At 33.8% G+C, this 26,555-nt stretch carries 15 protein-coding genes and 1 pseudogene; 15 read left to right on the forward strand and 1 reads right to left on the reverse strand.

The annotated features are described in order from the left end of the window. Both COC46_RS22325 and COC46_RS16905 read left to right on the forward strand, forming a co-directional pair. Positions 1-642, forward strand: a pseudogene (locus COC46_RS22325) (S8 family serine peptidase); the annotation flags it as partial. 630 nt (positions 643-1,272) lie between these two features. Then, positions 1,273-8,238, forward strand: a complete 6,966-nt coding sequence (locus tag COC46_RS16905) for an immunoglobulin-like domain-containing protein (protein ID WP_098811092.1) — start codon at positions 1,273-1,275, stop codon at positions 8,236-8,238. A gap of 507 nt (positions 8,239-8,745) precedes the next feature. Here COC46_RS16905 and COC46_RS16910 read toward each other — a convergent pair. Then, positions 8,746-9,660, reverse strand: coding sequence for a LysR family transcriptional regulator (locus COC46_RS16910; protein WP_098811093.1), 915 nt, complete (start codon positions 9,658-9,660; stop codon positions 8,746-8,748). Between the two features lie 455 nt (positions 9,661-10,115). Here COC46_RS16910 and COC46_RS16915 point away from each other — a divergent pair, with 455 nt between their 5' ends. The 13 genes from COC46_RS16915 (at position 10,116) to COC46_RS16975 (ending at position 26,396) form a co-directional block, all read left to right on the forward strand. Continuing rightward, a complete protein-coding gene (locus COC46_RS16915) occupies positions 10,116-11,633 on the forward strand; it encodes an aldehyde dehydrogenase family protein (protein WP_098811094.1) in 1,518 nt (505 codons plus the stop codon). 87 nt (positions 11,634-11,720) lie between these two features. Beyond that, entirely contained in the window at positions 11,721-12,929 is a 1,209-nt protein-coding gene (locus tag COC46_RS16920; RefSeq protein ID WP_098811095.1) for an iron-containing alcohol dehydrogenase, read from the forward strand. A 206-nt stretch (positions 12,930-13,135) separates the two neighbouring features. Further along, complete coding sequence (locus COC46_RS16925) at positions 13,136-14,653, forward strand: long-chain-fatty-acid--CoA ligase (protein WP_098811096.1); 1,518 nt, start codon at positions 13,136-13,138, stop codon at positions 14,651-14,653. Between the two features lie 59 nt (positions 14,654-14,712). Next, complete coding sequence (locus COC46_RS16930; protein ID WP_176545200.1) at positions 14,713-16,617, forward strand: alkyl/aryl-sulfatase; 1,905 nt, start codon at positions 14,713-14,715, stop codon at positions 16,615-16,617. Positions 16,618-16,766: 149 nt separating this feature from the next. Continuing rightward, positions 16,767-18,038, forward strand: a complete 1,272-nt coding sequence (locus COC46_RS16935) for an MFS transporter (RefSeq protein WP_098811098.1) — start codon at positions 16,767-16,769, stop codon at positions 18,036-18,038. A 76-nt stretch (positions 18,039-18,114) separates the two neighbouring features. Then, entirely contained in the window at positions 18,115-18,504 is a 390-nt protein-coding gene (locus tag COC46_RS16940; RefSeq protein WP_098811099.1) for a YidH family protein, read from the forward strand. A gap of 228 nt (positions 18,505-18,732) precedes the next feature. Further along, positions 18,733-20,199: a spore germination protein gene (locus COC46_RS16945; protein WP_098811100.1), complete on the forward strand. Its 1,467-nt coding sequence runs from the start codon at positions 18,733-18,735 to the stop codon at positions 20,197-20,199. A 98-nt stretch (positions 20,200-20,297) separates the two neighbouring features. Beyond that, the gene (locus COC46_RS16950) at positions 20,298-21,440 is read left to right on the forward strand and encodes a cation:proton antiporter (protein WP_098811101.1); all 1,143 of its coding nucleotides are present in this window, start codon (positions 20,298-20,300) and stop codon (positions 21,438-21,440) included. Between the two features lie 614 nt (positions 21,441-22,054). Then, positions 22,055-22,246, forward strand: coding sequence for a twin-arginine translocase TatA/TatE family subunit (gene tatA / locus COC46_RS16955; RefSeq protein ID WP_098811102.1), 192 nt, complete (start codon positions 22,055-22,057; stop codon positions 22,244-22,246). A gap of 154 nt (positions 22,247-22,400) precedes the next feature. Next, positions 22,401-22,946, forward strand: a complete 546-nt coding sequence (locus COC46_RS16960; RefSeq protein ID WP_098811103.1) for a copper resistance CopC family protein — start codon at positions 22,401-22,403, stop codon at positions 22,944-22,946. Beyond that, positions 22,943-24,022, forward strand: coding sequence for a copper resistance D family protein (locus COC46_RS16965; protein ID WP_098811104.1), 1,080 nt, complete (start codon positions 22,943-22,945; stop codon positions 24,020-24,022). Before COC46_RS16960 ends, COC46_RS16965 begins: the two co-directional genes overlap by 4 nt. Before the next feature lie 172 nt (positions 24,023-24,194). After that, the gene (locus COC46_RS16970) at positions 24,195-25,208 is read left to right on the forward strand and encodes a multicopper oxidase domain-containing protein (protein WP_098811105.1); all 1,014 of its coding nucleotides are present in this window, start codon (positions 24,195-24,197) and stop codon (positions 25,206-25,208) included. A gap of 18 nt (positions 25,209-25,226) precedes the next feature. Beyond that, the gene (locus COC46_RS16975; protein ID WP_098811106.1) at positions 25,227-26,396 is read left to right on the forward strand and encodes a ZIP family metal transporter; all 1,170 of its coding nucleotides are present in this window, start codon (positions 25,227-25,229) and stop codon (positions 26,394-26,396) included. Positions 26,397-26,555 lie beyond the last annotated feature (159 nt).

Raw genomic sequence — 26,555 nt, forward strand, 5'->3', positions numbered from 1 at the left:
GTTCCAGATGGTACTTATAACTACGTAATCAAATCAACTTTGGATTATAAATCTGCGAAACCACAATATGTAAAACTGCCAGTAAAGATCGATTCAAAGGCTGTAAAAGTTTCAAATATTCAAGTGCAACCAAAAAATGGGAAATATGAAATATCATTTAATGCCGCTGATAGTGCCGGTGGTAGCGGATACGGCGGCGCCATTGTATTTGTAAATGGCGAGTATTATGAAACGAACGAAGGAGAAACATCGCTTCTTGTACCAACTGAACCAAAGGGAATTGTAGTAATGGCTTATGACTATGCATACAACCAAAGCTATACTGTTTGGGGTGACGAATCATATATTGATTACAATATGGTTCTTAGTTGGTATTACGTTTCTGGAACAGATGTAAACGAAAACAATCCGGCTCAAATAACCGGTTATGCAAACAATCGTGTAGATTGGAAAATTTATGTTAAAGATGAAAATGGCAACATAATTGATACAAAAGAAGTATTAAATGAGCATACTTTACGTATGAAATGGACACCGGAATCAAATGTCCCAGATGGTAAGTATTATATTTCTGCAGGTGTAACCACCAAGGATGGATTTAAAGTTACAACAGATTCAAAAGAAATTACAGTAAAACGATAATTTATTGATACAAGCCGGCTTGAAATGAGCTAGGCTTGTATTTTTTTGTTTCACTATTTTGATCTTTAATTGGAAGGTAAGCCCATGCTTCCAAATTGACCGTGGAATTTGCATTCATCTCATAGAAACTAATACAGCGCCAACTTTGCCACGTATGTATAATAAAGCGTCTGAAAAAGCACAAACTCTTTTACGGATATTCTCTATTAAACTACCTGCTATTTTGTTTTTTTAGTAAGTTATAAACGAAAAAGATCAAAAACTATTCTAAAATAATTTTTAATGATCGTAAATTGATGATATAACTTTTAACTATCTAATTTAGCGAATTCCCCCAAGTTTAATATAGAATTTTTTTTATTCATGATCTATTCTCTTCGTAATTCTACGATTTTCTACAATTTTCTACAAAAACTGAACGTAGAACTGAAGTTTTATTGGTCTCCTCTTTAAATAATCAACATGAGCAATGGAAAATTAACCCCAATTTACAGCAAATATAGGCCTAAGTACAATGAAAATAATAAGTCTTATTATTGAAAAAATTCTTAATAATCTGGTTTATGAATTTGGTCTCGATTGAGCAAGTGAACTTCACTAATAGATTGTTCAGTCACCGGGGGAGGAAATATGAAGTATAGAAAAAGATTGTTGAAAAAAATGTCGTATATGGCGGTTTTCGGCCTTGTCATGTCAAACATGAATTTTGTATTTGCTGCGGAAAATAGCCATAAAAATCCATTCACAGTAAAAGAATCTGAACCAAAATCAGGAATTTTTATTACGAATGGTAAAGGAAGCTTGAATTCAGCTAATTTGTCTCAAAAAGATCTTGATGCCTTGAATGAAAAGGGTAAAAAAAGCATTGAGGCTGCAATTGAAAGGGATAAGAAAAAGAAACTAGCAGATATGGCGAAATTGTCGAGTCTAGAAGCTCATAAGCCGGATGAGAAGGTTTCCGTCATTGTTCAGCTTAAAGGTCAAACGGTTTCGGAGTTGACAGCAGCTAATCATGTTGGAGTCAATAAAATATCTGTGAATAATGCTACAATTAGTGTTCAAGAAGATATTAAAACGACAAAAAACCAAATCATGAGTGAATTATCAAATAGTAAAACGAAGAGTAGTAATAAACTAGAATTTAAGCACGAATTTGAAAATATATTTAAAGGATTTAGTATCGATAATATCAAATTTGAAGATATAGATTACATTAAATCATTACCAGATGTAAAAGCTGTTACATTACAACAAACATTTACACCAGCTGTTAATCAACAGCATGATTTGACAGGAATTAAAAATCTTTGGAATGGTTCTTCTTTAGGGAAACCGATTGGTTATAAAGGAGAAGGGATGGTCATTGCAGTAGTTGATACTGGCGTTGACTATACGCATGAAGCATTCCCAAATCCGAAAGATATGAGTAAAGCAAGAATTAAAAAGGGGAAATTTAAACGCCCAGATGGTACAACTTCACTAAAAGTAGTAGACGGCTACAATTGGGCTGATCAAAATGATGATATCATTCCACGAGTGGAAGATCCAAATAATGCAACAAGCTCACATGGTGTACACGTGGCAGGAATTGCAGCTGGATCTGGCCCTTTTATACAAGGTGTTGCACCAGAAGCACAAATTATTGCTGAAAAAGTGTTCTCAGATCATCAAGCTGGTGCATTAACAGAAGATATTATTAAAGGAATCGACCATGCTTCTGCTTTAGGAGCAGATGTTATAAACATGAGTTTAGGATCATCTTCTTCCTTCGATACAAGAGACCCTAACGATCCATTAGGAATTGCGATTCGAAATGCAACAGATGAGGGACATGTTGTCGTTGTTGCGGCTGGAAATGCATCTAATGCATATTCAGATCGATCTGGTGGTCTTGGTGAAACAATAAAAATTGGACAAACTCCTGATTTAAATAAAATTGGGAATCCAGGTGTTTATCCAGATTCATTTACAGTTGCAGCTGCAAATAATATTGTATCGAAACATACGTATAAATTTCATACAGAAGAACTGGATAATGATATTTCTGGGGAAGGTCTTGATGACTGGAATTGGCCAGCAGACAAAAACAAAGAGTATTCTTTAGTTTCGCTAGGAAAAGACAGTAGTGGAAATGAACGTGTTGGTTTACCGTCAGATTACAAAGATATAGATGTGACTGGTAAAGTCGTTTTAATCAAGCGCGGAACAATAAGTTTTGCAGAAAAAGTAGCAAATGCGAAACAAAAAGGGGCTACTGGAGTAATCGTTTATAATAGCAGTTCTTCTCAACCAGCACCAGATCCACAAGGATTCGGAACAATTCCATTTTCATTTATTAGTTATGAAGATGGAAAGGCATTAGACGATATACTTTCATGTGGTGACGGTGGCCCAGTTATTGGTCCACTTAACACATGTGGAGGTGGACCAGTTATTGGGCCACTAGATGCAACATCTCAGAAGTCAATCAAGTTTAAAATTAATGATGAGAAAGTAAGCTCTGCATTCGCTGAATCGAACCCAGGACAACCAACGGATTTCACATCTTGGGGGACAACTAGTGATTTATTATTAAAACCAGAAGTAATGGCTCCTGGTCATGCGATTGTTTCATCAGTTAGAACGGCTGATACGAATAAACACAATGCGTACGAGAGCGAAGATGGAACTTCAATGGCAGCTCCATATGTAGCAGGGGCAGTTGCAGATGTAATGCAAGCTTTAATTGATAAAGGATTTAAACCGGGAACAAGGGCTTTTGCGGGGTTATCGAAGAATTTAATTATGAATACATCGATTCCAGCAAAAAGAGATTATGTCAATGGTAATAATTCAATTGACCGAAGTGACTATATGACTGAATATCAGCCTAGAAGACAGGGTGCAGGGATGATTCGCCCAGACCTTGCTGTAAAAACTCCTGTGGTTGTTACCGGCTCAACTGGTACTGGCAGTATTAGTTTGAAAGAAATAGGCAAAGATACAACATTTACACTAACTGCTTCAAATCTTTCAGATAAAGCTGTAACTTACAAATTAAATGGAACTGTGATGACGGATGTTTTAAAAGACGAGCTTAAGACAAATTCGGATAACATTCGTAGCCGATATTTAGATGATGCAAAATTATTATTTGATTTAAAAGAAATTACAATTCCAGCAAATTCAACTAAGCGAGTAACTGTTACGTTATCTTTAACAGATGCTACAGTAAAAAATACATTTGTTGAGGGCTATATTTATTTAACACCGACAGATTCAAATAACCCAACATTAAACGTTCCGTATAATGGCTTTTATGGAAAATGGGATGAACCAAAAATTATTGACACTGTAGATACAACTGATGTATGGACTCAGTCAGGATTTGGTACACAATTAGCAGTTCAAACAGGTCCTTTCTATTTTGGATACGAGCAGTTATTCGGTAAACCAACTACACCAGCTCAGATCGCTTTAGGTGACAAGTTTTATGCTTTTGGTCCTCAATTCTACCCAGTACCAGCACTTGCTTTACTAAGAAGCGCACGAAACATAAAAATAGATGTTGTTGATAAAGAACATAATCTTGTGACTCATTTGGCAGATGAAGAATGGAATGTCAAAAATGATCCATACTCAGGTGGCTTACCTTCTCAGGTTTCACAAAACTGGGTTTGGTATGCATATAATCAAGGACTACCTGTTCCTGATGGACAGTATTATTTTGCAGTAACAGCAACAGCAGATGCACCTAATGCAAAACCGCAACCGACAGTTTATATTCCTATGTATAAGGATACTACAGCACCGACTATAAATTTATTAAGATCAGCTGGCTATGATGAAAAAACACATCCGGAAGTGACAAATACAGATAGTTATACTGTGCGCTGGACAATGGATGATGGAGATGCTGGTGGAGTTGACGGAAGTATATATCTAGCCGTAAATGGAAGCGAGCCATTTACTACTTATAAATCAGATGTTAAGCAAAATGCAGATGGCAAATATGAATTAAAAGTACCTGGATTAAATGAAGGACTAAATATCATCACTATTGCTCCAATTGATAAAGTCGGAAATTATGGTGAATCTCATACAGTAATCGTTAATAAAACAAGTAATCATGTTTGGATCGATATGTATTCAGCTACTTTAGGCGACAAAGTTCCAAGTATGTACTGGACTGCTAACGTGAAACCTGGCGACAATTTTAGTTTGAATTTTAAAGCAGTTGGACGTACAGGTGCTGTGAAAAAAATTCAAGCGATCCTTTTAAAAGATTATTACGATAATAATACGATTGTTGGAGATCCTATCGACCTTGATCTAAATCAAGTGATGACGGAAAAACCAGCATATGGAGAATACAGTGAGTATTCGATTAAAGGACAATATACCGTTCCAAACGATTTACCTGCAGGAGAGTATGTTGTGAAGTATGTATGTTTAGCTGAGGGAGAAAAATGGAATGATGCAGAAATTCCAGCAATTGGCATCGAGACATATGTAGATACAGTGGCACCAACGATTTCAGTGAATGCGGATAAAATGAAAGCTTTTGTAGAAAAGAGTGGAGATCCTGTTTCTCTTATGTTAAATACGACAGTAAAAGATGAAATAGCAAATTCAAGAGGCTATAAAGTAGAAGTTGCGGTTGATGGTGGAACTAAAAAATCAATGGGTAGTATAACAACTTTAGATAGATCTGAACAAACGTTCCGATATCCAGTTGTGTTAGCAAATGGTGAGCACTCAATTGAGCTAACATCTACCGATTATATGGGGAATGCAAGTACAACTACATTTAATGTAAGTGTTACAGCAGATAAAGTAATAGTTAATAATGGTGAAACAAATACTGAACTTCCGATTGAGGTTGTTCCATATAAAGATGCAAGTAGGAATTCTGAAATAAAACTTCAATACAATAAGACTTACCATGTAGAAAGTTTCGATCCATGGGTTGGAGGCTATCTTGTAACGCCTTATGGAAATAATAAAACATGGTCAGCGAATCCGGATTTAGCACCAATTTTATTAGTTGGAAATCAACAAAGAAAAGCAGCAACATCTTATTACCCTAATGCTATACCAGAGTGGGACTTGCCTTTAGGAGATGTATATGTCTTTAATGGTCCTGTTGGCTATAATGATCCGGGCAGTATACCAGAAGGTGAAAGTACGTTCCCAGTAACGATGATTGACTATTTAGGTCACGAGACAACGATCCAAGTACCTGTCATCAAAAATTCTTATATACCTAAAGTGAAATTTGATAACGCGATTATTGATTCAACAGGTACTGCAACATTCTTTACTTATGATTCTACGTATGATGTAAAAGGGTCGGTAACTGCAGTTGGAATGAATTTCTACGCTGAATGGGTTGATTGGAATCGAGCAAGAGAGGGAGAAAATAACTTCTATAAAAATTTATTTGATCCAACGTCAGAGTGGAGAAGTGGTCCATATGACGATGGGTTAAACGAAGAAACTGGCGGAAATATCCCAGCTGGATATAATAATGAACCTGGTGTGAAATCATTTAGTATGCTAACGGGTGAATTAAAACCTGGCGCAAACTATTTTGAAATAGATGGTGGAAGTACAATCGGTGAGAACCCTAGTCACCCATTTGCAGGGAACCATCCATTAGTTTTCAATGTGGTAGTCTATCGTCTTGGTGCTGCAGAAGCCGCTGATCAACCTCTAGCAACAAAAGCAGCGGAACAGTTGAATTGGGACAAGATAAAAGGTGGTAACACAGATCAAACGAATGTGATGACTAATTTAGTACTACCTTTCTATGATAAAAATAATCAAGCAGAAATTAGCTGGGAAAGCAGTGATCCGACCATTATCACAAACGATGGTAAGGTATATCGGGCAGATAAAGATACGAATATTACACTAACAGCTACTGCAACTGTAGGCGGTGCTACTGCTGTTAAGACATTTAACCTAACAGTGAAAGCGAAAACTCAAAATGATTCACAGGCTGTTGCTGAGGATTCTTCAGCTATTACTTGGAATGTTATTCGAGAAGGAAATACTGACCAAGGTGATGTATCTCAAGCTTTATCATTACCAACTAGAGCATCAAATGGTTCAGTAATTACATGGACTTCTGATGATCAAAAGCATATTACAAACAAAGGTCACGTGTATCTACCGTTATTTGACGAAGATGATGCACAGGTGGAACTTGTTGCAAAAATCACACGAAACAGCAGTACATTATACAAAACGTTCCATCTAACAGTCTTAAGAGATACACAACACGCAGAAAGGACAAAAGTACTACGCGTGTATCAAGGGTTAACAACTGACAAATTACTTGGCGAAAACACAAGTGATTTGGACGTGACAAAGGATTTAAACTTCCCGACAACTTTTGGAAATGACGGTGTCGAAATTCGATGGGAATCGGACATGCCAGACGTGATTGCAAATGACGGAAAAGTGACAAGACCTGCCCAAAATCAGTATGTTCCAGTATTCGCTTATATAAAACTAGGTGATGCAAGACTTGGAAAAATGTTTTATTTCTTTGTAAGAAGTCAAGATACGAATGATGAGCCGGCAGTTTTGGCAGCAAAGTCATCAGTCGTATGGAATTTAATTAAGAACGATAATACAGATCAAAATTCTGTAACATCTAAATTGAATTTACCAACAAAAGGGACGAATGATACAACAATTAGTTGGTCATCAAGTAATCCTTCTTTCATTAAAAATGATGGAACAGTATCAAGGCCTAAATTTGAGCTTGGTAATCGTCCTGTTACATTAACTGCAACTATTAAGAAAGGAAATGCGAGCACGACGAGAGAATTTTATTTGACAGTATTAAGACAAAATTATGAAGAACCACCAGTAACAACAATCAACACAATTGATGACAATGACACAAGTATTTCAGGAACTACGCAAGCCAATGCAAATATTATTGTGAAAAATAAAGAACTTGTAGTAGGAACTGGTAAAACAAATGCCGGTGGAAAATTCGTCATAAAGATTAGCCCACAAAAAGCAGGCACAGTTTTAACGGTATATGTCCAAGGTCAACTTAGTAAATCAGTAATCGTATTAGATCGTACAGCACCTAATGCACCAAGGATTAATCAGATTGATAACAACGATACATCTATTTCAGGTACGAGCGAAGCAAACGCATCTATTATTGTTAAAAATCAAAACAAAATAATTGCAACAGGAAAAGCCGATACAAAGGGAGTATATCGTATTAAAGTAAGTAAACAAAAAGCAGGCACAATTCTAACAGTTTATGCCAAAGACCGCGCAGGAAATCAAAGCGCTGCATCTAAAACAAAGGTCTTAGATCGTACTGCTCCAAATACACCGGTCATCTCAAGCTTGAGTGTAAGTTCCAAACAAGTTGTTGAAATTAAAGGGAAAGCAGAGGCTTATTCAACAATTGTTGTAACAATAGGTAATAAAGCTGTTGCAAAAGCAAAAGTAACAAGTAAGGGAACATTTTATGTGAAATTACCAAAACAAAGTAAAGGTACAAAAACGATTACTCTATATGCAATGGATAATGCCGGAAATAAAAGTCATTCTGTAAAACGAACGATAAAAGTTAAGTAAAGTACTTAAATGTAATTAAAAAGAAGATGTCTCTAATGATTCATATCATTTGAGACATCTTTTTTATCAATCAATTGGTAGTATATATGATTATGCACAATACTTAAAAATCTACTTGCAGGTGGAAGTACTTTCTCAGATGGCAAAGCAAAATTTGCTCAAGGAAGAAAGGATTATATGAAGAGATTATTGCTAGTCAGACTAGCTTAAATAAGCTGTTGATAGGTTATCAATTCCCTTCAAATGTCCTGAATCAATTAGTGTCTGGTAGGTTAAAACTATGGGAGTTTGGCCGTATTTTGACAATAGTTGAAATCTAAAAATAAATTTGTAAGTAGAAAAGACCTTATAAGTAAAAAATGGACTGAGATGAGTAAGTGTTCATCTAGTCCATTTTGTTTTAGTAATTTGCAATTTTAGGTTGTAAATCAATCATAATATTAATAGTGAGAAGTTTTTATTAGAACTCTTAAAAAAACAACTACTGTCAAGTGAATATATATATTTCTAATCTTTATTAAGATAATATTGTAATTCAGATTTAATAAACCGAGTTAAGTGTTCCTCTATTTTTGTATGAGTTCTATTCTTGGTTTGAATAATGCCAAGTGTTACATTAATGGGTTCATAGTTGATAATATCAATTTCAACAATTTTACCTTCTATAACATAAGGGTTACTTTTAGTAGCAAAATCTGGGGCAAACCCAATCGCTAATCCATTTGAGATTAAACGTGATAGTTCTTCCGTTTGATTTGATGACAATAAAATATTCAATTTTCCAAAAGTACTTTGAAAATTTTTAATAAACCACTTAATATAATCGCCATTATATAAGACGATCTTTTGCTGAATAATTTCCTCCGGTGTTATTTTTTTCTTTTTAGCGAAAGGAGAATCATTACTTACATAAACCTTTAGCGTTCCCTCAAGGATACTTTCGAAATTTAAATGCTCAATATTTTTTAAAATATCTTCATAGATACAGATAAGTCCGATTTCAGATTTATTCTGTTGAATTGATTCAACTGTAAGTTCAGTTATATTTTCTGAAATCTCTATCGTTAAATTTGAGTATAAATTCTTAAATTCCATTAATGGTTTTAATAAATAAGTAATAAAAGCAGGTATAGTAGACACTCTGAGTGTTCCAGAATGTATATCTAAAATTTTTCTAGCCTCTAAGATCAATTCTTCATATTTTAACAAAACTTCATTTGCTTTTTTCACAATTATCGTACCTTCATATGATTGAACAACCCCATAGCGAGTGCGATCGAAAATTCTAATACCTAATTCATCTTCTATTTTTTTGATATCCTGACTAATACCAGACTGACTTATATGAAGATTCTGACCAGCTATAGAGAAAGAGCCCGTTTTAGCAACTTCAGAAAGAATCTTTAGCTTTTGTATGTGCATAGGATGACCACCTTATTTTATAAATTACTATATTAGAAATTCGTTTTGAGAATAATAAAATCCTCTAAATTTAGATATAAGTAATTATGATTCAGGTATTACAAACCTTAATTTTACTTAGTAATTGCGAAGTTATACAATTGATTCAGATAATTCTTAATTTTTAAACTAAAATAAATTTCCAAAAAAACATTTATCTAATTTTATATTCTAAAAATTTTTATATGTTTTTGCAAGCGTTTTATTTGTAGTAAACGGTCTATGGAAACAGGTCATTTTAATTTATCTTAATTCATTTAAAAAGGGGAAAAAACATGTACCATGACCCAATATACCTATACCCTAATGATCTACCATTTTTTCTAAATAAGAGGTAAGGCCAATTCGAATGAAAAGGTGTTACTATAAATCCTATTTACTTAATATTAATAAAACTATTTTTAGGAGGTTTTTAAATGCAAACGACTGTAAAAGTATTAGAATTTCCGCTTTATATTGATGGTAGATGGACACCTGCAAAAAGTGGTGAAACGTTTAGTGTAAAAAACCCTGCATCTGGAGAAGTAATCGCTCTAGTCGCCAAAGCAGGAAAGGAAGATACTGAAGCTGCTATTGTTTCTGCTCGTAAAGCCTTTGATTCAGGAATATGGTCAAAAAAATCACCTCAAGAAAGAGCGCAAATCTTAATTACTTTCGGGAATAAGATTGTCGAACATTCTCAGGAACTTGCATTTTTAGAAGCTATTAGCTCAGGTGCAACTGTCAGAAGAATTTCAAATTTAGATATTTTATATTTAGTAGATTTACTTCAGCAAACAGCAAAATTTACTGTTGAGTATCCATTTGTTGAATCTCTGCCAGTACTGCCATTTCCAGGGCCAAGTAATAATCAAGTATGGCGTGAAGGGATTGGTGTCGTAGCTGCAATTACACCTTGGAATCTTCCAATGCTTTTAGCCATGTGGAAAATTGCACCTGCACTAGCAATGGGGAATTCGATCGTTATTAAACCAGCTTCAAATACACCTCTTTCTACTTTGAAATTAGCAGAATTAGCTACTGAAGCTGGAATTCCGGCTGGAGTTTTCAATGTTGTTTCAGGACCTGGTGCTACTGTAGGAGAAGTACTAGCAACCCATCCACAAGTTGATAAAATTGCTTTTACTGGATCAACAGAGGTTGGACGACGCATTATGCAATTAGCATCTGGAACAGTAAAGCGCGTTACACTTGAATTAGGTGGCAAGTCACCTTCTATCGTTTTACCAGATGCAGATTTAGATATTGCAATTCCAGGTAGCTTATTTGGATTCTGTCTTCATTCTGGACAACTTTGCGAATCTGGCACACGCCTATTAGTACATGATTCGATTTATGATGAAGTGGTTGATCGCTTAGCAAAATTAGCATCTTCAATTACAATTGGAAACCAGCTTGATATGGCTAACGGTATGGGGCCAATGGCTTCTCAGCAACAACTTGATACAGTATTATCCTATGTTGAGACAGGAATTAGAGAAGGTGCTCGCTTAGTTTGCGGAGGAAAACGATTAACGGGTGAAGGTTATGAACATGGATTTTTCATTGAACCTACTATTTTCGCAGATGTAGACAATAATATGAAAATTGCTCAAGAAGAGATTTTCGGTCCTGTACTTTGCGTGATTCGATACTCTACGGTTGAAGAAGCAGTCGAAATTGCGAATGACACAATTTACGGGTTAGCAGCGGGAATTTGGTCAAAAGATGTTAACAAAGCATTAAAAATTTCACGTGATTTAAAAGCGGGAACAGTTTGGATTAATGACTGGCACATGTTAAGAAGTGATGCACCATTTGGTGGATATAAACAAAGTGGTTTTGGGCGTGAACTTGGCCGTTATGCATTAGATGAGTATACGCAAGTAAAGCATGTTCATTGTTCACTTACTCCAGAATTAAGCCAAAAACCTTGGTATGGCATCTTATTATAAAAAACTAGATTTAAAAGTTACTAATATAAAAAAATAGATTAATTCAATAAGACCAATAAAAAATAATAGAAAAGAGAAGGTGATCCCATGATAACGTCATTTTTTCAGTTTTCGGTTCGTACAGTTGTAAACAGTGGGGCTGGAGCTCGCTCAATGTTACCAGAAATGATAAAAGGACTTGGTGGTAAAAGAGCAGTTCTTTACGTAGATAAAGGGATAACTCAAGCGGGAATTACAGATAAAATTAAGGAACTATTTGAAGCTATTCCTAGTGCAGTACAGCTAGTAGGAGTTTTTGAGGACATTGAACAGGATGCAAAAGGTGAAATCATAAACAGAGGAGCTAAGTACTTTAAAGAATGTAATGGAGATTCATTAATCGCTGTAGGTGGAGGAAGTGTTTTAGACACAGTTAAAGCAATTAAATGGATGCTTCATAATAAGGTTCATGATATTCGTGAAAAGCTTCTTGTGGGGAATTTAATGGAATTTTGGCCAGAAGCTCAGTATATTCCAATTCCACACGTTGCAATCGCAACAACAGCTGGAACTGGTGCAGAAGTGTCTCCAATCGCTGTAGTATTTAATGAAAAGGTAGGAATTAAAACGAATATCCTAAATACATTCATTAGTCCTGATATGGCGATTTTAGACCCTGAGCTTACAGTTGGTTTACCACCAAAAATTACAGCATTTACAGGATTTGACGCATTAACTCATGCAGTAGAGGCTTATTTCTCACCTCAGTCGAATCCAATGACGGATGCATATGCACTTCAAGCGATTCGTATGATTGTAGATAATTTACCTTCTGCTGTTCATGAAGGACATAACCTTGCGTCACGATCAAATATGTTAATGGCTAGTTCGATGGCAATTTCTGCTTTCAGCCTTTCTGTTAATGCGATTCCTGTACATAATATAGCGCATGTATTTGGAGCAAAATTCGGAATTCCACATGGACTTGCAAATGCAGTGCTATTACCAAATGTAATGGAATCACTTGCACCATATTATTTGAAACGAATTCATGGTTTTGCAGAAGCGCTAGGCCTAAAGGATTTACCGGAAAAACCAGAAGAGTGCCTTGCAGAAGTTGTTTTATTCATCCGTAATTTACGTGAAAAAGTTGGTCTACCTAGTACATTTGCTGACTTTGAAGTAAATGTCGATAATATGGCTTATATTGTAGCAATGGTTCATAGTGATCCTTGCGGTATATTCTTCAAAATTCCACCTGAAGTAATTGAAAAAGTCTCTAATGAAGTTGCAGGTTCTGGCTTAGTAATTTCATAATTTTTAATTATAATACCGGGCACCTTCAAAACTTTTGATGGTGCCTCAATTATATTCAAATTTTATGTATAACATTGGAAGAAAAAATAATACGAATCTACCTCTATTTTTTAGTATAGCAATTTCAATTAATCACTCTTAATTCATTAAGTTACTTGAGTGTAGGCAACAAATAGTATGTAGTAATCAGGAGGAGAAAAATTTTTATGAATTGGAATTTAAATGAAAGTTTAAGAAAAAGTGCAGAAAAATATCCAAATCGTAATGCAATTACATTTGAAAATAAAAATATAACGTATAGTGAGTTATTCTCACAAGTTGAGTGTGTAGCATCTAACTTAGTGAATGAAGGAATCAAAAGTGGTGATAAAGTAGCTTTGATATTAGGGAATTGTCCGGAATTTGTTATCTCCTATTATGGAATAATTTGTGCAGGAGGGGTGGTAGTACCGGTTAATCCAATCTTTACGAAAGATGAAATTTCATATATTTTATCGAATAGCCAAGCAAAAGCTGTCATAGCTAATTTTACATTGGAACCAATTATTGATTCTATTAAATTAGAATTAAATCAGATCGAAATGCTTTATTACGTGGGATCGAAAAAAGCTGAATTCAATTGGGAACAGTTGATTGTAAATAAATCAAAAAACAATGAAAATCCGTTAATTATGTCGGAAGATCTTGCTGTTATTTTATATACTTCTGGAACAACAGGAAGACCTAAAGGAGCTATGCTAAGTCACAGGAATATGGCATCAAATGCAGAGTCAATTGCTAAACTAGTAGAGTTTAAAGAAGACGATCGCATGTTAGCTGCCCTTCCAATGTTCCATGTATTTAGCATGACAGTTTGTATTAATACTACAATTATGAGTGGAGCGAATATCGTAATTGTTCAAAAATTTAATCCGATTGAAGTCATTCATACAATTTTTAATGAGAAAGTGACATTATTTGCTGGTGTTCCGACGATGTATAACTTTTTATTACAATTAAAAGATTATTCAGCTGAGTATTTCGCATCTATGCGTGTATGTTTATCAGGTGGAGCATCGATGCCAGTTGAGTTACTTCAACGATTTGAAGAAAAATATAAGACTATTATTGCTGAAGGATTCGGACTTTCAGAAACAGCTCCTGTAACCGCATTTAATCCTATAAAAGGAATAAGAAAAATTGGGTCTGTCGGAGTTGATATTCCAGGCGTAACAAATAAGGTTGTCGACAAATTTGGAAATGAAGTTCCAAGAGGCGAAATAGGTGAGCTAATTGTAAAAGGTCCAAATGTCATGATTGGATATCTTGGAATGCCTGTTGCAACAGCTAAAGCTATTAAGAATAACTGGTTCTATACTGGCGACTTAGCAAGAATGGATAACGATGGATATATTTATATTGTTGATCGTATAAAGGACATGATTATTGTAAACGGATACAATGTATATCCAAGAGAAGTAGAGGAAGTAATCTATCAACATCCAGCGATTGTTGAAGTAGCTGTATTAGGAATAACTGATAAAGACTACGGAGAGATCGTAAAGGCTTTCGTTGTATCCAATGATGAAAGTATAACCGAGGATGACATCTTGCATTTTTGCAAGGACAAGCTTGCAAAGTACAAGCTACCTAAACAAATAGAATTTAAGAAAGAATTACCTAAGAATAGTACAGGAAAGATTTTAAAAAGAGCTTTAAATGTAGAACAAGTGAAGGTTAATTAGTTTAATAGAGTCTTATCTGAAAAAAACTTTTGAATGTATATCAAATTATGGAGGTTCTTATGACAAATAACACTTTAACTCAATCAATGCCCGCAACTTCTTTTACAAAAAAGGCAAATTTGGCAGTATATGATTCTCTAAATTTTGATGATAGGCAGGATTTCTTGGATGCAAATAGAGGATTTATTGCACCACTAGAAGCAAAGATTATAAAAGATGATACTGGGGAAGTCGTTTGGGACATTGAACAGTTAAACTATTTAAATGACACTGCTCCTGAGACTGTAAACCCTAGTTTATGGAGAAATGCACAATTACAGGCTATCTCTGGATTGTTTGAAGTTGTAGAAGGAGTATATCAAGTACGTGGACAATCAATGGTAACAAACTTTTTTATTGAAGGTAAACAGGGTGTTATAGTCGTAGATGCATTAGGAAGTAATGAATCCGCTCAAGCCGCTATGGAATTATATTATAAACATCGACCACAAAAGCCAGTAACAGCCATAATAATCAGTCAAAGTCATGCTGACCATTTTGGCGGTATACAAGCTGTACTTAAATATGCTGAAAATCCTACTATTCCGATTATCGTCCCTCAATTTTTTACAGAAGAAGCTTTAAGTGAGAATGCACTTTTAGGTACGATCATGGCTCGTCGTGCAGAGTATCAGTTTGGGAAAGATTTACCGGACGGTGTAAAAGGATCTGTATCAGTAGGAATTGGACCAACAATGGGAGCAGGTACTATGAGTTTTCAGTTACCAAATGTTGAAATAGAAAATGAAATCCAATCGATGGAAGTCGATGGTGTAACATTTAAATTTTTATTAACACCAAACACAGAAGCACCAGCTGAAATGCATTTTTATATAGAAGATTACAAAGCATTATTTGTTTCAGAGAACGCCAATAAATTGATGCATCAAATTTATTCAGTAAGAGGAGCAAAAACTCGAGATGCATTACATTGGGCTAATTCACTGAATAAAACAATCGAATTATTTGAAAATAAAGAAATCGATGCATTACTCATGATTCATGCATGGCCCGTTTGGGAGAAAGATAATGCAATTAATCATTTAAAACTTCAACGCGATTTATATAAATATATGCACGATCAGACGGTGCGCTTAGCCAATCATGGTTATACGATGGATGAGATAGCTGAAATAATCACACTTCCAAAAGAATTGGATAATTACTGGGGAAATCGTGGGTATTATGGAACTATAAAGCATAATTCAAAGGGGATTTACAATTATTATTTAGGTTATTATAGTGCTCATCCTTCCGATTTGGATCCATTACCACAAGTGGAAGCAGGCCAAAAATATGTAGAATACATGGGTGGAGCAGTAAATATTTTGAGACAAGCAAAAGCTGATTTTGAAAAAGGTGAATATCGTTGGGTAGCCCAAGTGTTAAAAAATGTCATTATGGCTGAACCAGAAAATTCAGAAGCTAAAAATTTATTAGCAGATGCATTTGAACAATTAGGGTATCAAGCTGAATCAGCTAATTGGCGCAATATTTATCTTGTTGGAGCATCAGAACTAAGATATGGAATTAATAAAGATAATCCCCCATTAGATGTCTCAGGAATCATAAAGAATATGCCAGTAGATGAATTCTTAAAACTAGTAGCTGTTAAATTAAATGGTCCAAAAGCAGAAGGTAAAAAAATAACGATAAATGTAACGTTATCAGATACTAACCAGCTATATACTTTATATTTGGAAAATTCTGTTTTGTTTTTCAAAGCAAATAAGTTAGACGCTAATGCAGATGCTTCATTAACAATTGATCAATTCGTATTTTATGGAACTGTACTTGGTCTTCTTTCACCTGAACAAGCAGTTGGAGCAGGTAAATTAATCATTTCAGGTGAAAAAACAAAATTGAATGAATTTTTATCACTTTTAGATAAGTTCGAGCGCTGTATAAATATCGTTACTCCTTAATTAATAGAAAAAATAATGTATGTTCAATTTTTAAAATAAGCATCTGCTCAATCATGTTCGAAAAAATAGATTGTGCAGGTGTTTTTCCAAATGTGTGTTTACTAATGTTTATCGAAAAAGTATAGATTTGTTGAGAGGCAGGAGTTTGAATGAAAAGTTGGGCGAAATGGATTATTTTATTTTCACTTTTTATTATGGCTATTATTAATTTTGCTGACAAATCAATTTTAGGTTTAGCGGGAATTCATATTACGAAAGATTTGAACTTAACCTCTACCGAGTTTGGTATATTAGGTAGCAGCTTTTTTTGGTTATTTTCAATATTTGGTATAGTAGGTGGCTCTTTATCGGATCGTATTGGTACTGGTAAATCACTTGCAATTATGGCAATTGTTTGGACCATTGCACAATCTATGGCTCTATTTGCAACAAGCCTACCGGTTCTAATCTTTAGTAGGATATTATTAGGTGCTGGAGAAGGCGCATTTCTGGCAACTGCAATTAGTCATATAAGTAAATGGTTTAAGCCAGAATCACGTGGGTTCGCCATATCCATCATTAATTTTGGAAATGTTGTTGGGATAGCTGTTACAGCTCCTATTATCGTTTCTTTAATATCAAATTATGGTTGGAGGCAAGCATTTTTTATTTCTGGTCTTTTTAGCTTTGTGTGGTTCATTTGTTGGCTTTGGTTAGGGAGAATGAAACCAACTATTTCTTTTAAAGAAGAAGTTAGAACGATTGAAAATAAAAAAGAGAATAATAGAAAAGATGTATGGAAAGCTTTACGATCTCCTATATTTATCTTTACAACTTTAATTGCCTTTATTGCTTATTCATTCATTGTTTTTGGACTTACTTTTAATCCTTCGTATTTAATAAAAGTAAAGGGGTTATCTGAACAACAGTCAGCATCAGCTATTGCTATTTCTGGATTAATTGGAGCTGTTTTAGCAATCGTACTTTCTATCATTTCAGATCGTTTTTACAAAAAAACACAAAGTTTATGGAAATCGCGCATTTTATTTTCTGCTATTAGTATATTGCTAGCAGGTGTTTTGTACGCATTGTATCCATTATTGAATGGTTTGAGTGCAATTATCATCGTACTTTCATTAGTAAATACAATGGTAATTACTATAAACACACTTGCCCCAGCAATAGTAGTTAGTATAGTTCCACAGCAAAGAGGAGTTATGACAGGAACTTATTTTGGAATAATGACTTCGTCTGGTATTATTACTCCTATTATCTTTGGGAAACTCATTCAAAATGCTGGTGCAAATGCAGTGGGTGGATATAGCATTGCAATTTATGGGATGGCAATTACAATGGCAATTGCAGCGCTATTAATATTCCTTTTCGGGAGCCGAAATCAACAAATTTCAACAGGAAAGGATAATAAGCTAGTGAACCTTTAATGAAAATCGTAAAGATATTCCGATTGAATTATTTAAAGGTTATTCCGAAGATAGATATAGATATAGAGGTATGAATATGAATAATGCGTTAGAAAAACAGAAAGAAACAATTGATTCTAAATATATACAACAGCATTTAGCGAATGAAAGAACCTATCTTGCTTGGGTAAGAACCAGTATAACCATTATGGGGGTTGGTTTTTTAATCACTAATCTTCATTTTTCTACTCTGGCTTCTAATGCAAATATAGGTGGCACATTATCAAAGTTAATTGGATTATCCTCCATTATTGTAGGAATCTTTGCTTTAATCATTTCAACGATCAGTTATTTTATCAAGGGAAATGATATTAATAATCAAACGTTTAAATTTTCAAGAATATTGGTTGTTTATCTATCGGTAGCCTCAATACTTATCTTTCTTATTTTCGGTGTTTATTATTTAGACGTTTGGGGATTGTTTTAAAATTAATAAGCATTATTTTAATGAACTAGTAAAAAATGATCTTCGATAAGGGGATCATTTTCTTATTTAAGGATAACTCAATAAAATGCCTCACCAATAAGTAATATATTTTCATAAATGTTTCTAGCTAATAATTATTATGCCAAAATAGAACAAGACAAATTGAATATTAATTAAGTAATTTTAGATACTATAAAAGATTGGTATAAAAATGATTCGAGGTGATCTATGAATAGCGAAGTTCAAAATCTAAGCAAGGGCTTGAATAAAAATATAAAATTGATACAAAAGGGATTACACGAATCACCCGAACTTTTTGTAAGACAAATTCAATTAGACGCAAATGGAGACAACGTAGGTACATTATTGTATATAGATGGAATTGTTAATACGGAACTAATTCGTGAAAGTATTATTGATCCATTACACAGTATTCGAATCATTGAAAAAGATACATTTATGAATACTTTAGCATTTTATTATATTCGTTCAGAAAATGTTGAGGTAGTGACATCAATATCATCTTCAATTGAAGGGATAATTAGTGGCAAAACACTTGTTTTAATTGATGGTTTTGAAAGCGGAATACTTGTTGATACAGCACAATGGGAACAACGATCAGTCGAACAGAGTACGAGACAACGTAATATTCAAGGACCATTGATTTCTTTCTCGGAACAATTGAAAGTGAACTTAAATTTACTTCATAATATAATTCAATCTCCTACATTTATGGTGGTAAAGAAGAAACTTGGAAGGGTCGCAAAAACAGATGTAGCGATTGTTTATTTAACAGATCGAGTTGATCAAATTACTTTGAAAGAAGTACATAATAGAATTGACTCATTACAAGTTGATTATGTACTTGAGTCAAGAGTAGTTGAAATAGCAATAGAAGGAACACAGAAAACGCTTTTTCCGCTGTCTTTTAATACTGAGTTGCCAGATGCTGTAGCTTCCGCTCTGTATGAAGGAAGAATTGCCATTATGGTGAACGGTACCCCATCTGCAACCATTGTGCCTAATTTATTCGTCCAATACTTTCAACAACCAAGTGACTATTATGTTAAACCATTAAAGTTAAGCGTTCGCCTAATTACAATAATAAGTTTTCTGATAACAATCGTATTACCTGGATTTTACATTGCATTTGCAAGATTTCATGACAATTTGGTATCGAAAGAATTCCATAAGAAGTTTTTTGAGGAAACAACTACCATTTTACCTTTGTGGGCTGAAGTATTTTTTCTTATCTTTTTGTTACAAATTTTAGGAATTGGTTCATATAAAATCTCAAGGGAAATGATGCTAGTTGTTTCATTAATCTCAACAATTACAATAGGTACGACAGCGGTAGATGCAAAGCTAGTTCACCCTCTTAGTCTCATCGTAGCGGGGATCGCTTACCTTACAAGCACGATGCTTACAATTGGGACATTACCTAGTGCCATTCAACCTATACGCTATTTTTTTCTTTTTATAGGAAATTTTTTCGGTTTCACCGGTTTGGGTATTGGATTGTTGATATTGATCATACATATGTCTCGTTTACGTTCAGTAGGTGTTCCATACTTAGCACCACTAATTCCTTTTAATTTTAAAGAATTTAAAGATGTTTTTTATAGAGGAGATTTACGTAAATTAATAAATAGTGAACATAAATATCCTCATGATGATGAGGATAAATCCTCATAATAGTCTTAAAAACTGGAATAAGTGATATTTTCAAAATATGGAGGTGAGTTGTACTAATTGTTAATTAATTTTTACAAAACAATTACTACAGAAAAACTATGCTTATTTTTCAACTTTCTATTATATTACTAGCATCTAAAATAGCTGGAGACATTAGTGTCAGATTAAAACAACCCTCTGTACTTGGAAAACTTTTGATCGGAATTGTGCTTGGGCCTTCTGTATTGGGACTGGTAGATGATACAGATGTATTAAATGAAATTAGTCAAATCGGTGTAATACTTTTGATGTTTATTGCAGGTCTTGAAACAGATATTGATGAATTTAAACGAACAGGTAAGGCTTCTATATTTGTAGGAATTGGAGGAATAATCGTACCATTTGTAGTTGGATATTTAGTAGGATCTTTCTTAAATTTATCCCCTAGTCAATCTAGTTTCTTGGGATTATTGCTATCAGCAACGAGTGTAAGTATTTCAGTTCAAGTATTAAAAGAAATGAATAAATTAAAAACTCGTGAAGGAGCTACGGTATTAGGTGCAGCTGTAATTGATGATATTTTAGTCATTATTGCACTTGCTTTTTTATTAAGTATGACTGGTTCTGATGGGGATGTGAGTCTATCAAAATTAATTCTAAAAAAAGTATTATTTTTTATAGGAGCAATCATTGTAGGCTGGAAGATCGTTCCTTTTTTGCTTAAAAAATTTTCTTCATTACGTGTGACAGAGACAGTTATTTCATCGGCATTAATCATTTGTTTTATTTATGCCTACATGGCCGAATACACAGGGGTAGCAGCAATTATCGGAGCGTATATTGCAGGTGTTTCAATCAGTGTGACTGAATTTAAGCATGAGGTGTTTGAAAAAATTGAGACAATAAGTTACTCAATTTTTGTACCAGTGTTCTTTACATTAATCGGTGTTTCAGCAAGATTTACAGGCATATTAACGGATTTAGGTCTAATAATAATATTAAGTATTCTAGCGATAATAACAAAACTAATAGGTTCCTCAATAGGAGCAAAATTAAGTGGTTTTACTTGGAAAATATCTTTAGGAATTGGATCGGCGATGATATCTCGAGGTGAAGTTGCATTAATTATTGCTTCAATTGGATTAGAGAATAAATTGTTAGATCAGTCATTCTTTTCAATGTTATTAGTGGTTGTTCTTGTTACGACACTTGTTACGCCACCTATGATGAAGTGGTTTTTTAATGAAAAATCATTTAAATAATTTTTATCATTAACCAGAATAATAAAATAAATATACGGTAGTTCTTGAATAAGAAAACGGAGAATAGAAAAACAACAATTTAAACATGACACCCTACCTCATAATAGTAAAGCATTTTTAAATTGCACAAAAATTGCACAGACTAGTTAGAAACAATAGAAATTATGGATTAACAGTGAATAAAATTTCATGGACCGCTTGATTACTTGGACTTAATTGACCTAAAATATTCATAAATATTGAATACTACTGTACTCCGTAATTGACAGGGTAGGGGTCGCTGGTTGGGATCATACTTGTTCCGAAGTTTAAACATAGTAGTAAAAGGGTTTGGACTTTTTCTTTGTTTTCATCTAATGCATAATATCCATAGTACAAATACTGCACAGAAACTTCACTTTTATCTGATTAGGTAATAAAAGAATTTGTACAAATAGTGTCGAAACTGTGAACAATTAATATGTTTTTCGATTAAAATGACGAGATTGTTATAGGTTTTTAATTTGGAATATGTTTATAATTTATAAGAATGAAAAGATTTTCTTTAATATAAGAACTAATTTCAAGAAGTTAGTAATATAAGTTAGTTAAGTTAGAAAAAGTAGGAGGGAGATATAATGGCAAATATAGGTATTCCAGGTTTAATTTTGATCTTGATCCTTGCATTAATTATTTTTGGGCCTAAAAAATTACCTGAAATCGGTAAAGCTTTTGGTCAAACGCTAAAAGAATTTAAACGTTCTACCCAAGGGTTAACAAGCGATCTAATAGATGATAAAGAAAATAATCATAGTAAAAACAAATAGATTTAATCTAAAAGCTTGGTACTTTTACCAAGTTTTTTTATCGATTTGAATGATTGTATTATTACTTCAAATTAAACTTCACATTTCCATCACAAAATAAATTTATAATGACAAATGAATAAAACATAGAACTAGAAAAGTAAAGGGGATTTTTATGAAAAAAGCTTTATCGTTTTTAATTTTACTAATTTTTTTATTCCCATCAATGGCAAGTGCCCATACAACACTTGAAACATCAAATCCAGCTGATGGAGAAGTTATTAATGAGCCTCTAAAACAAATCACGTTAAACTTTGAAACACCTTTAGAGAAACTTAGTACATTAAAAGTATTTAAAGATGGAAAAGATTTAGAAGTGAAGGATATTTCCGTTGAAAATAATCAAATGGTAGCAAATATGCCGAAAAATCTGGAGAATGGTAACTATGAAATCGAGTGGAAAATCGTTGGAGAAGATGGACATCCTATTACTGGCGGTATTGAATTCAAAGTACAGTTAAAACAAGACGAAGATAAAGTTTCAACTAATCATGATAAAACATTAGACAAAAGCAGTGATTCCAAAGAAAAAAATACTCAAGAAACAAAAGAAGTTACTCCAAAAGAAGAAAAGAAAAAGATTCCATATGCCTTAATAGGCATAGGTATTTTTGGTATTTTACTAATGGTCGGTGGAGTAATCGTTTGGAATAAAAAATGAGTAGTATAGTACCAGTTACTGAGTTTATAACTTATTTACTTTACTCATTGTTAGTAGGCTATATTGTTTTGCAACTTGTACCCGACAAGATGAAACCTGTTACTTTGATGTCAAAACGAACTGTGTATTTCATCTTATTAGGCATTATTTTATTTTCACTTGGATCAGTTTTTAATCTTATTATTTATTTTCAAAACGCTGTAGATTTTAAGTGGGCAACTTATTCAGTTTTTGTAAAAACAGAAATTGGAAAGGCTTGGATATTTTCAAGTATGTTTGCAATTGTACTGTGCTTAAATATATTCGGTAATGGTAAAAAAATCATGAATGTCATCACATTATTATTAATGATCTCAACAATTGGATTTGCAGGACATATTACTTCATTAGACTTTTGGACAGGTTTTATATTTCAAAACATACATTTCTTAGTGGTATCAATATGGAGTGGAATTCTTTTTCACGTGGCTTGGTTATCGAAAGAAACAACTAACTATACGAATTTTTTAAAATGGTTTACCCCACTAGCGGTAGGCTGTGTTTTAATCATTTTTGTTAGTGGAATTGTATTAATGTTAAAAGTTGTAAAAATCCAAGATTATACGACTGCATGGTTATTACCTTATGGACAAATGTTGTTATTAAAACATATTACGATTATTCCAGTACTATTTTTTGCTTTTATCAATGGATTTTTAATAAAAAAATCAATCGAGAATCCAACTTTCAATATAAGAAGTTGGTTAAAGGCTGAAAGTATTGTTCTAACGTTAGTTTTCTTTTTTACAGGAGTAATGAGTACAAAATCATCTCCACATGAAATTGATTTAACGATCAGAACGGAAGGTTCATCTAAATGGATTGAAAGAATCATAGGGATAGATATTGAACCAACAATGCAGTTACATTTTTTCGCTTCAATGGAAGGAATCATGTTGATTGGTATGTCTCTAATATTCCTTGTTTTATTGGTTTTAAGTTTTATAAAAAAAATAAATGTTATGCTACCAATACTGTTTGCTTTATGTTTTATTATGACTATGTATATGGGCTTAATGTATAGTGTCACAGCTTAAATTTGAAAGATTGTATCTTTTGTATTGATTACAAAAGATGCAATCTTTTTTTGTATTAAAAAAATTTAATGTGATGTGTAATTTTTATTGACAACAAGCTCGTCCGTAAATTAAAGTATAGACAAACACAATAAAGTTGCGTTAGGGAAAAACTTTAAGAGGGGGTCAAGATATGTCAAATAAAAAAGTATCAAGACGTGACATATTAAAGATTGGTACAACTGGCATGCTAGGTCTTGCTGGAAGTATGTACTTAAATGCGTTAAGTCCATTTTCTAATAAAGCAAATGCTTCAAATCATACTAATCATAAAAACAATCATTCTATGAATCATGAAAATATGATCGATTCTACAAAAACAGATGGCTATAGAATGGCTGAACGTCTATTAACAGAATTTGATTATGGAAAAGTGTCGACGCTTCCAGATGGTCGGACACTTCGTGAGTATACAGTAGTTGCGATTGATAAAGAAATTGAAATAGCAAAAGGAATTAAATTTCCAGGGTGGACTTTTAACGGAACGATTCCAGGACCTACATTCAGATGTACTGAGGGTGACTTATTACGTTTTCATTTTACGAATAATGGTAGTCATCCCCATTCCATCCATTTTCACGGGATTCACCCACCAAGTATGGATGGAATTTCGCCAATTATGCCAGGTCAATCATTTACGTATGAATTTGAAGCAAAGCCATATGGCTTACAAATATATCACTGCCATGTTTTACCTTTAGCACGCCATATTCATAAAGGGTTATATGGGAACTTCATTATCGATCCTAAGAAACCAAGAGAAAAAGCAAAAGAGTTCAACATGGTTATGAATGGATTCGATTTAGATTTAGATGGAGAAAATGAATTTTACACAGTAAATGGTTATGCATTTGCGTTTATGAATCATCCGATCAAAGTGAAGAAAGATGAACTTGTACGAATCTATGTAAGTAATTTAACGGAATTTGACTTATTAAATTCGTTCCATTTACATGCAAATTATTTTACGTATTATCCAACGGGTATCAATGAAAATCCTTCGCAATTTACGGATACAATTATGCAATGTCAAGGTGAGAGAGGAATTATAGAGGTACGTTTTCCTTATAAAGGAAAATACATGTTCCATGCTCATGTCAGTGAATTTGCAGAGCTTGGATGGATGGGATTCTTTGAGGTTGAATAGGGAGGAGGGACAGGAACGATGAAAGGAAAAGGGCTTTTAACTGGTTTAATTCCGTTTGTTTTATTACTAGCTGTACTAGGATGGATATTTGCAAATGGAGCTGGTGTAGAAAAGGATCCAGCAGCTCCTATTGAGGTATTAAATATTGAACAAATAAAAGTGACGAAACTGGGATTTGAATTAGATGTAAAAAATACTGGTCCTGAAAGTTTAACAATTGCCCAATTGATGGTAGATGATTCAGTTTGGAACTTCAAGGTTTCTCCAAATCCAACCTTAAAAAGATTTCAAGACGGAAAGGTATCAATCTATTATCCATGGGTAGAAGGTGACCCGCATGTCATCAAATTAATTACGTCAAATGGAATAGTCACTCAAGGGGAAGTTGCAGCAGCAACATTAACACCTGAACCAAGTTGGAAAAACTTTATGAATTATGGACTCATTGGTTTTTATGTTGGAATTGTCCCAATTACATTAGGGTTATTATGGTATCCATTTATGAAGCGGTTAAAGCGAACTTGGATTAACGCAATACTAGCACTAACTGTTGGACTTTTATTATTCCTGTTTGTTGGAACTTTAGCAGATGGATTCGAAATTGGGGCAGAAGCACCAGCAGTGTTTCAAGGAAATATGTTGGTAATTATCAGTACAGCACTCTCATTTTTACTATTAATTGGCTTTGATCAGTATCAACAGAAGCGTCAAAAAAGCAAAGGATATACGCCATTCGGTATCTCATTACTAATGGCGACTGGAATCGGATTGCACAACTTTGGAGAAGGATTAGCAATCGGCTCGTCATTTGCTCTTGGTGAAGCTGCGCTAGGGACATTTTTAATTATCGGTTTTACACTTCATAATATCACTGAAGGTATTGGGATTGCAGCACCATTATTAAAGACAAAACCAAAAATTAGTACATTCATTCTATTAGGTGCAATAGCTGGAGCTCCAGCTATTTTAGGAACATGGTTTGGTGGATTTGTTTTCTCACCAGTTTGGGGAGCAATTTTCCTCGGAATTGGGGCAGGAGCTATTTTACAAGTCATCTTTGTTATTACAAAAATGTTAGTTGATGACCATAAAAAACATCATGAACAATCAGTCTCATGGCTTAACCTTACTGGTTTCACTTTAGGATTACTAATCATGTATTTTACGGCATTTTTTGTGAAGTATTAAGAAAACAAAAGAGGCTGTCTCAAAAAGTCGTTGAATAACGACATTTTGAGGCAGTTTTTTCATTTCTTTATTTTTTAAGGGGTTTTTATCCGTGTTATTTTTGGTTAGGCCTCTAAAATATACTCATGACCCCCTCATGATGAGTTAAGAACTCTCTTT

Origin of the sequence: Bacillus sp. AFS041924 (genome assembly GCF_002577195.1) — a bacterium.
Taxonomy (GTDB): Bacteria; Bacillota; Bacilli; order Bacillales; family Bacillaceae_G; genus Gottfriedia.